General features: G+C 40.4%; 14 protein-coding genes. 12 read left to right on the top strand and 2 right to left on the bottom strand.

Annotation, left to right across the window (positions count from 1 at the left end; translation table 11 throughout):
* The first annotated feature begins 70 nt into the window (after positions 1-70).
* From AACU98_RS01370 to AACU98_RS01350, 5 genes are all read left to right on the top strand, one after another.
* Positions 71-1,519 carry a DUF4026 domain-containing protein gene (locus tag AACU98_RS01370; protein ID WP_004249059.1) on the top strand — a complete coding sequence of 483 codons (1,449 nt, stop codon included), beginning with the start codon at positions 71-73 and terminating at the stop codon, positions 1,517-1,519.
* A gap of 392 nt (positions 1,520-1,911) precedes the next feature.
* Entirely contained in the window at positions 1,912-2,148 is a 237-nt protein-coding gene (gene feoA / locus AACU98_RS01365; protein WP_004246763.1) for a ferrous iron transporter A, read from the top strand.
* A gap of 49 nt (positions 2,149-2,197) precedes the next feature.
* A complete protein-coding gene (feoB, locus tag AACU98_RS01360; protein ID WP_161735388.1) occupies positions 2,198-4,528 on the top strand; it encodes a Fe(2+) transporter permease subunit FeoB in 2,331 nt (776 codons plus the stop codon).
* Between the two features lie 20 nt (positions 4,529-4,548).
* On the top strand, positions 4,549-4,782 hold the full coding sequence (locus AACU98_RS01355) for a FeoC-like transcriptional regulator (protein ID WP_004246761.1): 234 nt from the start codon (positions 4,549-4,551) through the stop codon (positions 4,780-4,782).
* Between the two features lie 217 nt (positions 4,783-4,999).
* A complete protein-coding gene (locus AACU98_RS01350; RefSeq protein ID WP_004246759.1) occupies positions 5,000-5,446 on the top strand; it encodes an OsmC family protein in 447 nt (148 codons plus the stop codon).
* A gap of 28 nt (positions 5,447-5,474) precedes the next feature.
* Here AACU98_RS01350 and bioH read toward each other — a convergent pair whose 3' ends face one another.
* A complete protein-coding gene (gene bioH / locus AACU98_RS01345; protein ID WP_161735386.1) occupies positions 5,475-6,260 on the bottom strand; it encodes a pimeloyl-ACP methyl ester esterase BioH in 786 nt (261 codons plus the stop codon).
* Between the two features lie 39 nt (positions 6,261-6,299).
* On the opposite strand from bioH, the gene AACU98_RS01340 reads away from it, so the two are divergent.
* The 6 genes from AACU98_RS01340 (at position 6,300) to glpD (ending at position 11,583) form a co-directional block, all read left to right on the top strand.
* Positions 6,300-6,992, top strand: a complete 693-nt coding sequence (locus AACU98_RS01340) for a DNA utilization protein GntX (protein WP_017827133.1) — start codon at positions 6,300-6,302, stop codon at positions 6,990-6,992.
* A 60-nt stretch (positions 6,993-7,052) separates the two neighbouring features.
* On the top strand, positions 7,053-7,631 hold the full coding sequence (gene nfuA, locus AACU98_RS01335; RefSeq protein WP_004246756.1) for a Fe-S biogenesis protein NfuA: 579 nt from the start codon (positions 7,053-7,055) through the stop codon (positions 7,629-7,631).
* Positions 7,632-7,811: 180 nt separating this feature from the next.
* Positions 7,812-8,138 (top strand): thiosulfate sulfurtransferase GlpE, encoded by a 327-nt coding sequence (glpE, locus tag AACU98_RS01330; RefSeq protein WP_004249057.1) that lies wholly within the window; start codon positions 7,812-7,814, stop codon positions 8,136-8,138.
* Between the two features lie 18 nt (positions 8,139-8,156).
* Positions 8,157-8,996, top strand: a complete 840-nt coding sequence (gene glpG / locus AACU98_RS01325) for a rhomboid family intramembrane serine protease GlpG (RefSeq protein ID WP_004246754.1) — start codon at positions 8,157-8,159, stop codon at positions 8,994-8,996.
* A 38-nt stretch (positions 8,997-9,034) separates the two neighbouring features.
* Positions 9,035-9,793 carry a DeoR/GlpR family transcriptional regulator gene (locus AACU98_RS01320; RefSeq protein WP_004246753.1) on the top strand — a complete coding sequence of 253 codons (759 nt, stop codon included), beginning with the start codon at positions 9,035-9,037 and terminating at the stop codon, positions 9,791-9,793.
* 296 nt (positions 9,794-10,089) lie between these two features.
* Positions 10,090-11,583, top strand: coding sequence for a glycerol-3-phosphate dehydrogenase (gene glpD, locus AACU98_RS01315; protein ID WP_004246748.1), 1,494 nt, complete (start codon positions 10,090-10,092; stop codon positions 11,581-11,583).
* A 133-nt stretch (positions 11,584-11,716) separates the two neighbouring features.
* Here glpD and AACU98_RS01310 read toward each other — a convergent pair whose 3' ends face one another.
* Positions 11,717-12,073, bottom strand: a complete 357-nt coding sequence (locus AACU98_RS01310) for a DUF488 domain-containing protein (RefSeq protein WP_004249056.1) — start codon at positions 12,071-12,073, stop codon at positions 11,717-11,719.
* Between the two features lie 289 nt (positions 12,074-12,362).
* On the opposite strand from AACU98_RS01310, the gene metF reads away from it, so the two are divergent.
* Positions 12,363-13,262 carry a methylenetetrahydrofolate reductase gene (metF, locus tag AACU98_RS01305; RefSeq protein ID WP_004246744.1) on the top strand — a complete coding sequence of 300 codons (900 nt, stop codon included), beginning with the start codon at positions 12,363-12,365 and terminating at the stop codon, positions 13,260-13,262.
* The last annotated feature ends 49 nt before the right edge of the window (positions 13,263-13,311 follow it).

Genomic DNA, 13,311 nt, shown 5'->3' with positions numbered 1-13,311 from the left:
TCTATCTATTTCTTATTAAATAACCCTGATATTCTATTTTTCTTCTTTTAATATACGAGTAATAATAAGTATGGATAATAAACAACACTATTTAGATATCGCCGCAGGGCAAGGAAAAAAAGAGCCCTCTCGTATAGTGGCATTCCCTGCACAGCCACTAAACTATGCATTGATAGAACAACGCCTAGAGGAACAGACCGAATACACAGATGGTGAGATAAGCTATCTTAGTGATGATCTTGATGAAGGTTTTTTCTATCATTGCCAACATGGCGATGATGAGCTCCATTTTTTTATCTGCCTGCTACCACGATCAGAAGATTATCAAATACGTCCTATGTATGCGACAGATGAGATGACTCCTGAGCTATTAGCCCATGCCAATGCCACCACTCAAGACATCTTATTAGAAACGATGTTCTCTGACACCCTACATCCTTTAGCGAGTTATCGCCATCAGCTCAATCTACTGAACATAATTGCGCCAGAAATGATCCTCGCACTGGATGAATCTGCCGCAGGTAAAGGATTAACTCCCGAATGGATACGTTTTCAATTGGAGACACCCGATCTCTATCCTGAAGTAGAAAGTTTGTATGTTATTCATGCAGTTTACGATACAGAAAATGATCCACCAACCATGTTCTGGTTTCATACCCATGGCTTGCAACGTTGTGGCTTAACTGAAGTTGATTTAGTGATCCCAAGCATGTTGGAATCTTACTACGGTATTCCTGATCTTTTCCGTTGCTTCGTCAATAACAGTATTAACAACCGCCAAATTGAATTTGGCGAGCCGATGCTTTGTGGACAAACTTCGTCAGGATTAGAATATTTAGTCGCGCTACCCTTTGAAGAAGGTATACGTCACGTTAATCAGTCCACACCTTTAGATAGTCTTAGACCATTAGAAGAGATGCGTTATAACACTCAAGGGGCACCACATGGCGTATTTCTGGGCGATATGGCTGATAGAGACGAATATCATCAGCACCCATCATCGATGTTATTTAGAACTAATGAAGAAAACCCTATTTTAGAAACTTTCTTTAAAGGTTATGAAGAACAACAAGCCATGATGCTACTACGCAGTAACGAAGAAACCTACGAAATGGCAGAAAAGGCCAAAAGGCGTTGGCAATATTTTCTCTCCATGTTTGATAACTACCATCAGCCCCCCGTAGAGAAAAAAACCGGTTTCTTGGCAAAATTATTAGGTAGTAAAGAGAGCAATGAAGAAACTGAGAGCCCATGGCAATTTATGATTAAGTTTGGTATTCCTTATGGTGATAAGGAAGAAAAAGAGCTTGAGCACATGTGGTTTATCCCTCAGTCTCGAGAAGGTGACCGAATTTATGCTAAGTTACTTAACGTACCATTCTATGTACAAGAAATGGAAGAAGGTGGCATTTATCCCATTGATATTGCGTTCATCACTGATTGGGTTATCTCTTATGAAGGTTATAGTTATACCCCGAATACGATTTATCAACTTTTTAGCCACCAGCAGACTCACTAATCCCACTAATTAACTAGCACTATTCTCTGCAACGGGATCTGTCAGTATGACCTTGATGATAGATCCCGTTAATAGCATTCACTGATTGTTACACTAATGATGCGCAATTATCTCTAACTGTTACAGTTTGTTTTTTGATGAATAACAGTACAGCCTTCACGGCATTTATCTGATAGCTTTTCGACCATTATTATAAATTAAATTGATGTACATCAAGAGAACACATAGCCATTGTGGGCTAAATTATACTCAATAAAGATGGTTATAATTCTCATTTGCATTAAATATTTACCTAATCACCCTATTTTTCTTGTGCGTTTTCTTTTTAAATGCGTTAATAATTATCAGTATCATTATTTTTTGTATCAATATAATTAGTGGAAGGACGTTTTATGTCTCTCATTCCAAATCATAGCTACAAGATCCTCAGCTATTCCCCGCAAATTAGCCCTGCCTATCGGCAGAAGCTATTATCATTAGGGATGCTGCCAGGCGCTATTTTCAATGTGATCCGTATCGCACCTTTAGGTGATCCTATCCAAATTGAAACTCATCGGGTCTCTTTAATTTTGCGTAAAAAAGATCTCGCTTTGATAAATCTTAGCGAAATCGCTCATAACGAAAAATAACAGCTTATTTATCAATTACTCAGGCAATACAACTACTGGCATCACTATTATGACTCCTCTTACTATTGGTCTTATCGGTAATCCTAATGCGGGTAAAACAACGCTTTTTAATCAGTTAACAGGCTCTCGTCAACGTGTCGGTAACTGGGCGGGTGTTACTGTTGAACGTAAGGTAGGTCGCTTTACAACCAAAAATCATAAAATTGAATTAGTTGACTTACCGGGCACTTATTCTTTAACAACAATTTCAGAACAGACCTCTCTGGATGAGCAAATTGCTTGTCACTTCATCTTAAGTAATGAAGCGGATATGTTGATTAACGTTGTAGATGCTTCCAATCTTGAACGTAATCTTTATCTCACATTACAACTGCTTGAACTCGGTATTCCCTGTATCGTGGCACTGAATATGCTTGATATTGCTGAACACCAAAATATGCAAATTGATATTCAAGTACTTTCTGAACAACTCGGTTGTCCGGTGATCCCTATGGTATCAACCAAGGCATCAGGGATTGATAAACTGAAAGACACTATTGATAGCTTTCCAGCCACCAAAAGAAAACCCGAAGAGTTACTAACTTCTTATCCAACATGGTTATTAAACGAAGTTGAATCTTTAGCTGAAAAAATTAATCACGATGAATTCAATTTACAGCAACGCCGTTGGATGGCATTACAATGTTTAGAAGGGGATATCTATACTCATCAACGTGCTGAAATTACCTCACAAGAGATAAAAGCCATTCGTCAGCGCATTCAAACTGAGCATAGTAATGAGCCAGAATTAGTGATTGCCGATGCACGTTATCAAAACATTGAGCGTATTTGCCATGCAGTCATTAATATGGAGTCCATCAAGCCCAATCAGCTCACACAAAATATCGATAAAGTGATATTAAATCGCTGGTTAGGTGTTCCTATCTTCTTGTTTGTCATGTATTTAATGTTTGTGCTTGCCATCAATATTGGTGGAGCATTGCAGCCTGCTTTTGAAGGTGGCTCTGAAGCTATCTTTATACATGGGATCCAATGGCTAGGTGCAACATTCAATTTCCCTGAATGGTTAACTATTTTCCTTGCTCAAGGTGTTGGTGGTGGTATTAATACTGTACTCCCTCTGGTACCACAAATCGGCATGATGTATCTCTTTTTATCTATCCTTGAAGACTCTGGCTATATGGCACGTGCTGCTTTCGTGATGGATAGATTAATGCAAGCGCTAGGATTGCCCGGTAAATCCTTTGTACCGTTGATTGTTGGATTTGGTTGTAACGTCCCATCCATTATGGGGGCACGTACTCTAGACGCCCCAAGAGAGCGATTAATTACTATCTTAATGGCTCCCTTTATGTCTTGTGGCGCACGTTTAGCCATATTTGCTGTTTTTGCTGCCGCATTCTTTGGTAAAAATGGCGCCAGCGTGGTTTTTTCACTTTATTTATTAGGGATCCTTGTTGCTATTTTGACGGGTTTACTACTCAAACATACCATTATGCGAGGTGAAGCTTCTCCTTTTGTCATGGAGTTGCCGGTTTATCACGTTCCCCATATCAAAACCTTATTAATACAAACTTGGCAACGTTTAAAAGGCTTTGTTATCCGCGCGGGTAAAGTGATTATCATCGCCAGTATGTTTATTGGTGCATTAAATAGCTTCACTTTTTCCGGTAAAGCGGCTGATAGTATTAATGATTCTGCCCTCGCTTCCGTCAGTAAAGTGATCACTCCGTTATTGCAACCTATTGGTGTGCATAACGATAACTGGCAAGCTACCGTTGGTTTAGTCACTGGGGCAATGGCAAAAGAAGTGGTTGTGGGAACATTAAATACACTGTACACCGCAGAAAGTATTGTTAATGAACCTTTCGTTCCTGAAGAGTTTGATCTATGGGGCGAAATTGGTGACGCCTTTGCTGAAACTTGGGATAGCTTAAAAGAAACCTTTACATTCGCCGCGCTTTCCAACCCTATTGAGGCAAGTAAAGGTGATGGTGAAATGGATACGGGGACTATGGGTACCATGGGCAGCAAATTTGGTAGTGCAATAGCGGCCTATAGCTACTTAATTTTCGTTCTACTATATGTGCCTTGTGTCTCCGTAATGGGGGCTATTGCTCGTGAAACCAGTCGTGGTTGGATGACATTCTCTATTCTTTGGGGATTAAATATTGCTTACTCACTTGCCGCGTTATTCTACCAAACAGCGACATTTAGCGAACATCCACAAAGTAGTACCATCACCATTGCTGCTGTATTGATATTTAACTTAATTGTCTTTGTACTATTACGTAAATCTCGTCATCGTCTCAGTTTTAATTTAAGTAACAAACGCTCATTAGCGAAACAGTGCTGTGGTAAACAAGGTAGCTGTCACTAAGTCACAAAAGGAAAAATAAGATGGCAAGTTTGATGCAAGTTCGTGATTGTGTCGCGCTTAACGGTCGGGCTGATGCTCGTCTTGTCAGCCATCAGCTTAATATGCCTGAACCTATGGTAAAAGCGATGTTAGAGCGGCTTACGTTAATGGGTAAATTACAAGAGGTCGATGTAGAAGAGTGCTTGGTGGGTAGCTGTAAAAGCTGCCCTGAAGCCACCGCATGTCAGACTAAAGTTTATCAATTACGCTCCTAACTCACTGTCTCTTTTAAACACATACCTTCCATATCCCCCTGCTATCTCACAGGGGGTTTTTCTGATAATCAAAATGAATTTTTTTCAACTTTTGCTGGTTATTCTTCATTTTACTTTTCCCACCACCTGCGCATAATCCAATCCTTAAATAGCCATAAAGACATCTAAATGTCCAAAATGAAATTATATACATTTACCTTAATTAGGATAATAAATTATGCCGATTACTGAATTCTCATCCATTATCTCTACGGGTACACAAGGTGGGTTGCAGATGCAATGTGCTTCTCGCCAATTTCAATTATTACTTGATGAGCCTATTTCATTGGGTGGAAACGACACCGCGATGACCCCCGTTGAAGCGCTACTTGGCACACTCGGTGCTTGTAAATGCATTGTTGCTAAGAGCTTCGCCCGCCTACACCATATTAATCTCCATAATATTCGTATTGAGGTAAAAGGCGAGCTAGATATCGATGGCTTTATGGGAAAGAATAAACAGGCTAAAATCGGCTTTAGTAAGATAACGACGCATTTCTATATCCAAGCAGATAATAGTAAAACAGAAATAGAAGCTTTTATCGCCTTTATTGAACGAACCTGCCCTATATTAGATACCATAACCAACCCACCAGAATGCGAAACGCTATATCATCTTGAATAGTCTATTAGCGTTATAACCTCTTCATTATTCATGCCAGAATTGATAAGGCCTCACACTGCTTTAACAAGGTCTCACTAAATTCATCCGGATGAGAAATAAAGGGAGCATGTGCGGCATGGCGAAAAATAACCGAAGGAGAGTCAGGATAACGAGCATCTAATAAAGCTGCGACTTTTCTTGGCACTAAACCATCTAAATAACCATAAAGCCGAATAAAAGGACAACATAAGGTAGTAAGCTGTTCTCGCAAATCTTCTGTACGTAAAATTTCCAGCCCGCCGTTTAATGTTTCAACGGAAGGCAAAGGTTGTGCCAACACGACCGCTTTCAAGGCCTTAGTATCTTTACGAGCACTTTGAGTACCGAGTGTTTGCAAGGCTAAAAAGCGCTCAACCGTTCGATGAAAGTTATCACTCAATTGTTGCTCGAAACCTTTTAACACGTCTGGCTTAATTCCTGGCCATGCTTCATGAGCAGCAAAACAAGGGGAAGAGGCAACGGTAATTAACGCCCGTACATTATTAGGATTATCAAGTGCAATACGGCTTGCCACTAATCCCCCTAATGACCATCCTAGCCAAATGGCTTTTTTTTCAGGTGCCTGTGAAAAAACAATATCAGCCATCTCTTTAAGCGTTAGCACAGGAAAACCTTGGCTTCTGCCATATCCCGGTAAATCAACCAGATGCAGGGTAAAATGCGAGCTTAATCGCGTAATGATTGATTGCCAAACCTGAGCATTCAAGCCCCATCCGTGCAACAGCACAAGATGCGTTTTTCCTTCACCTAAAGTCTGCCAATACAATTTATTCATTGTTATGCTCTCTTCTCTTATTTTACAGGGATGTGCACTATGCTGATAACAATAGCAGGATATTGCTGGTTATGTCGTCAACCATTGCGGTATGGTAACCACAGCATTTGTTCAAGTTGTATTCGTCATCTGCCACAACAAAATAATCGTTGTCCGGGATGTTTGTATCCCTCTACCCACTCAATGATATTGTGTGGACGGTGTTTGCGATCACCACCTCGCTGGAAACAGATGTTGACAGTCACTGACTATCGCCCACCGCTTAATAAATTATTACACCTTTATAAATATCATCCTCGCCCTCAGATAGCATTATGTCTTGCGAAACTTTTTTTATTACGGTGGCTTGCTCATCGTCGCGAGAATTTAGTTCGCAAGCCAGAGCAAATTATTAGCGTACCGCTACATCGACATCGTCGTTGGCGTAGAGGCTTCGACCAAGTTGAGGCTATCGCTAAACCTTTGGCAAGATGGTTAAATTGTCCTTATCACCCTAATACCTTGATAAGAACTCGTGCTACACTGGCACAAACACATCTTAATGCCAAACAAAGGCAACAAAATTTAGATAATGCCTTTATCGTAAATCGCACAGTGTCAGTGGCAGGCAAGGATCTGGCACTGATTGATGATGTTATCACCACAAGCGCGACGCTCAATGCTATTGTACCTTTGCTATTTCGTGCTGGAGCACGCTCTGTTGAGGTATGGGCTATTTGCCGAACCTTGTAGTTAACCGTCAATTGGGCGTATGATAACCAACCAGAACAGTCAACTATTGAGCAAGACGATATGATTACTATTACTGATGCCGCACAGGCACACTTCGCCAAACTATTGGCTAATCAAGAACCCAATACTCAAATCCGTGTTTTTGTCATTAACCCAGGAACACCTAACGCTGAGTGTGGCGTTTCTTACTGTCCACCCGATGCAGTAGAGCCGAACGACACAGAAATTAAATTTGAAAAACTTTCTGCTTATGTTGATGACATCAGTGCACCTTTCTTAGAAGATGCAGAAATTGACTTTGTCACAGACCAATTAGGCTCACAATTAACATTAAAAGCACCTAATGCAAAAATGCGTAAAGTGGCTGACGATGCGCCTTTAATTGAACGTGTTGAATATGTACTGCAATCACAAATCAATCCACAGTTAGCGAGTCACGGTGGCCGCGTAAGCTTGATGGAAATCACTGAAGATGGCTATGCTATCTTACAATTCGGTGGTGGTTGTAATGGCTGCTCCATGATTGATGTCACTTTAAAAGATGGTATCGAAAAAGAGCTACTTAACCTGTTCCCAGAAGAGTTAAAAGGCGTGAAAGATTTAACCGAACACCAACGTGGTGATCACTCCTACTACTGATCCTCTATTACAAATCCCCTTTGATATTCACCTGCACAGATATCCTAGGGGATTTGTGTATATGCCATTATCATTTACAAAAGGTAACGCCATCTTTACTAATTTGACGTTATTATAGTGATATCGTTCTCTCGCTCAGAACATAACAATGTAATTAACAATATAATAAATAAGACAATTATGGATAGTTTTCAATTTCTTAGTGTTGAACAAGCCTATCAATTTTGGGTATCTCAATCGGCTATTTTAGTTGATGTAAGAGATCCGCAAAGTTATCGTCTTGGTCATGCCACTGGCGCTTTTCATTTAACAAATGATACGCTTAACCAATTTCTACAAGATGCGGATTTTGATGTTCCTGTGATGGTGATGTGTTATCACGGTCATAGTAGCCAAGGCGCAGCACAATATCTGGTCAATATGGGCTTTGAAACCGTATATAGTATTAATGGCGGTTTTGAAGCATGGCTAAGAGAGTTTCCTCAAGCGATAACTTCTCTGCAATAATTACAGATGAGTTTCTCAATGATCCACATTATCACACTATCTAACCCGCAACTTGCTGATATGTTCGTCAATTATATGGCGACAAAAGGTGTTCGGATCCACGCAAAAACAGAAAATCAACAAGTCAGCCTTTGGTTGGAAAACGAACAACAACTCAATCAGGTTGAAAGTGAGCTAAAAACCTTTCTTCGTGAACCTTTTCACCCTCGTTACCAAGCGGCAAGTTGGCAAACAGGTACGCCTCAACGTACGGGTCTACAATATCGCCCGGCTTTTTCAATCAAAAGCATGGTGCAACAATCAGGCCCTTTAACGGTTTTGACCATAATCTTATGTGTGCTCGTCTTTATCTGGCAGCAAATAGTGGGCGATTACAATGTCATGTTACACCTTGCATGGCCATACGATGCTAGTCTCGATTTTGAACTATGGCGTTATATCACCCCAGCATTTGTTCACTTTTCGCTCATGCATATCGCCTTTAATTTAGCGATGTGGTGGTATTTAGCCAGCCAAACAGAAAAACAACTGGGTACAGGCAAATTATTTGTCATTATGCTCATTTCTGCGCTATTTAGTAATTGGGCACAATCACTGTTTGCAGAATCCAACTTTGGTGGACTTTCTGGTGTTGTTTACGCGCTAATTAGCTATGTTGGCTTAACAGGTTTGCGGGCTCCAGAAAAAGGGATCGGTGTTCCTACCGGCTTAATTGTTTTTTCCATATTGTGGATAATCGCGGGTTATATGGGCGTTTTAGGTGATTCTATCGGAAATGCTGCACATTTTGCCGGCTTCCTTATCGGCTTATTGATGGCTTTGTGGGATAATCGACATCAATTATCTCGTCAATCATAATAAAATTAACATGATATTTTTAACTTTAGGGGACACCTGTGAAGCAAACACAACGGCATGATGCCATCATCGAACTGGTACGCTTACAAGGCTATGTCAGCACCGAAGAATTGGTGGAACATTTTGAGGTCAGCCCACAGACTATCCGACGTGATCTAAATGAATTAGCGGAAAAGAACAAAATCCAACGTCATCATGGAGGCGCTGCATTACCCTCTAGCTCTGTAAATGCCGCTTACCACGACCGTAAGATCATGTGGTCAGATGAAAAATCACGTATTGCCCAACGTGTTGCTAGCTTAATTCCTGATGGTGCAACACTATTTATTGATATTGGTACTACCCCTGAAGCCGTAGCCCATGCATTGATTAACCATAAAAATCTACGTATCGTCACTAATAATCTGAATGTCGCCACTTTATTGATGGATAAAGAAGACTTTCGCTTGATCTTAGCGGGTGGCGAAGTGCGTACCCGTGATGGTGGTATTGTCGGTGAAGCCACCCTGGATTTTATCTCTCAATTCCGCCTTGATTACGGCATCTTAGGGATAAGTGGTATTGATATGGACGGATCTTTGTTGGAATTTGACTACCATGAAGTCCGCACTAAACGTGCTATTATCGAAAATTCTCGTTGTGTTATGCTAGTGACCGACCACTCTAAATTTGGCCGTAACGCGATGGTCAATCTTGGTAATATGAATCTGATTGATTACCTTTTCACCGACCAAGAGCCACCATCTGGCATTCAAAAAATTATTGAACAACATAACGTTCAGCTTGAGCTTTGCTAGGATAACCCTCTATTAAAAAGTACCTTTCGGGGTACTTTTTCCTAAAATTTTCCGCTTTTTTACCTATTTATTCTTTTGTCAAACCCCATTCCCTTTCCTATTCTTATCAATAACATCATTTGTTCTTTTCAGTTAATAAGCACACTAAATGTAGGGATATGATAATAAATTGTTATTTATATCACGCAGTAATGTTTTTTATCGGTTATATAGTTGGCATTTCCAACAAAATTCATTACAATTATGAGCGAAAACGAACATTAAAGAATTATTTCGCGCATTTTTAGGAGGATGTTATGGAAACTAAAGACTTGATTGTCATCGGCGGCGGAATAAACGGCGCTGGAATTGCGGCGGATGCAGCAGGCCGAGGCCTTTCAGTATTAATGCTGGAAGCTCAAGACTTAGCCAGTGCAACATCTTCCGCTAGCTCAAAATTAATTCATGGTGGCTTACGCTATTTAGAGCATTACGAATTCCGTTTAGTCAGTGAAGCATTGGCTGAACGTGAAGTTTTATTGCGTTTGGCGCCTCATATCGCATTTCCGATGCGTTTCCGTTTACCGCATCAACCCCATCTACGCCCAGCATGGATGATCCGCATTGGTTTATTCCTCTATGATCACCTAGGCAAACGTGTCAGTTTACCGGGCAGTAAAAGTATTAAATTCGGGGCTAACTCTGTCTTAAAACCTGAATTAACTCGTGGTTTTGAATATTCCGACTGTTGGGTAGATGATGCTCGTTTAGTAGTATTAAATGCGCAAGAGATCGTTCGTCGTGGCGGTGAAGTTCGTACTCGTACCAAAGTGACGCGCGCTTGGCGTGAAAACGATTTATGGATGGTGGAAGCACAAGATTTACGCACCGGTGAAACTTCTCGCTATCAAGCAAAAGCATTAGTGAATGCAGCCGGTCCTTGGGTTAAAACATTATTCGATGAAGGGTTAAAATTAAAATCACCTTATGGTATTCGCTTAATCAAAGGTAGCCATATTGTGATCCCACGTGCTCACGATGAACCCCAAGCCTATATCTTACAAAATGAAGATAACCGCATTGTATTCGTGATCCCTTGGATGGATGAGTTCTCTATTATTGGTACCACTGATGTTGAATACAAAGGTGATCCAAAAGATGTGGCTATTGATAACAATGAAGTTGAGTACTTATTAAAAGTCTATAACGACCACTTTAAGAAACAACTGACCAAAGACGATATCGTCTGGAATTATTCAGGGGTGCGTCCATTATGTGATGACGAATCCGATTCGCCACAAGCTATCACTCGTGACTATACCTTAGATGTACATGATGATAATGGTAAAACACCACTACTCTCTGTGTTTGGTGGTAAATTAACGACTTATCGTAAACTCGGTGAACACGCGGTTGATAAGCTAAATGCTTATTTCCCTAATATGGGTCAAGCGTGGACAAAAGAGGGTCAATTACCGGGGGGGAACTTAGAAGGTTACGATCGTGATGGCTATTCACGTCTTATTCGCCAACGTCATCCTTGGTTACCAGAAGCATTAGCACTACGTTTTGCTCGCACTTATGGTAGCAATACTGAAGTGTTGCTAGAAGGAATTACTGATTTAGCCGGAATGGGCGAAAATTTCGGTCATAATCTTTACGAAGCTGAATTACGTTATTTAGTTAAACATGAGTGGGTGATTGAGCTTGATGATGCTATTTGGCGTCGTACCAAACTTGGTATGTGGCTTAATGATGAACAAAAACAACGTATTACGCAATGGTTAGAGGCAAATACGCACACAGCATAATGCAGTAAAATATTCTCTGACTCTGTTCAATGTTCTTATTAGCAATTTTTGTGGCGCGATAATAGCGCCACTTTTTTTATTGCCGCATATGATGCTATTGACATTACACCTGACAAACCCATCAATAATTGCTTCAGCTGGTTTTGCACTGTTTTTGCAAAAATTCCATTAAAACCACAGCATTATTCTGTTTTTCATCTTTAGCGGAATACAGTAATACTAATGGTTTTTCTTTGGCTACCTTCAATAGTGGTTGCCAACTTTCCGGTATTGCTTCTAATTCTTTTATATAGCGAGCCGTAAATTGTGTGAAATCGCCATTTTCATGAAACCATTTTCTTAATTCAGTAGAAGGCGCGAGCGCTTTATTCCATTCATCATAATGAAAATCGCTCTTTTTCACCCCTCTAGGCCATAATCTATCCACTAATACACGATAACCTTCATGCTTACCGTCTTTATCATCATAGACACGTTTACAAGTGATCATTTCTACTCCCATTCAATCAATGAGTTAATTTTATTATAGAAGAAAATCTTCAAACGTATCCCTTCTGCGACTTTACGTTATTTAAGGTTGTCATCGTGCAACATGAAATTTTCTCTTCTTCCGATTGAATTATCCTCATTGAAACTAAGGTGAATAACTGTTGACTAAATAACCGAATTAAGAGAATCTACATCTAGACGTCTAAATGGTTAGATGGGTAAAAATAAGTAGCGATACTTAACGGAATAACAATAACAACATGTGACACAACGATTGATGAGGTATAGGTATGAGCTTTTATCACGCAAGCCAGCATGAAGCGCTTAATCAAAATCTTGCTGAATTAGATGGCCAGATCCAAGTTTCTTTTGAGTTTTTTCCTCCTCGCACACAAGAGATGGAAAATACACTCTGGCAATCACTGGCTCGTCTAAATACCTTAAAACCTAGCTTTGTTTCGGTCACTTATGGTGCAAATTCAGGTGAACGAGATAGAACACATGCCATTATTAAAGATATAAAAGAGCGTACAGGCCTTGAGGCGGCACCACATTTAACCTGCATTGATGCCTGTCGTGAAGAATTACAGCATATTGCCCAAGACTATTGGCAAAGTGGCATTCGTCATATTGTGGCGCTACGGGGAGATTTACCTGATAACAGCCAGAAGCCAGATATGTATGCCGTTGATCTGGTTCATTTACTGAAAGATGTAGGAGATTTTGATATTTCGGTTGCTGCTTATCCAGAAGTGCATCCCGAAGCTAAAAGCGCACAGGCTGATCTTATTAATTTAAAAAAGAAAGTAGATGCCGGCGCTAATCGAGCCATTACACAATTTTTCTTTGATGTAGAAAGTTACTTACGCTTTCGTGATCGCTGTGTTTCAACGGGTATTGATGTAGAAATTGTTCCGGGTATTTTACCTGTCACCAATTTTAAACAGTTAAAACGTTTTGCCGGATTAACCAATGTGAAGATCCCCGGTTGGATGCATAAAATGTTTGATGGCTTAGATAACGATCCAGAAACTCGCGCACTGGTTGGGGCTTCTATCGCTATTGATATGGTGAAAATTTTAAGCCGTGAGGGCGTGAAAGATTTCCATTTTTACACTCTTAACCGCTCTGAATTGACCTACGCCATTTGCCATACATTAGGTGTTCGCCCACAGCTTGCGAAGGTTTAGTCTTATCACCCCGCCCATAGTCTATTGGCGGGGGGTTTTTCTAGGCGAG

The organism is Proteus sp. G4380 (assembly GCF_963885725.1).
GTDB classification, from domain to species: Bacteria; Pseudomonadota; Gammaproteobacteria; order Enterobacterales; family Enterobacteriaceae; genus Proteus; species Proteus mirabilis.
The sequence above is the reverse complement of the archived record's forward strand: the minus strand, read 5'-3'. Positions and strand labels throughout refer to the sequence as shown.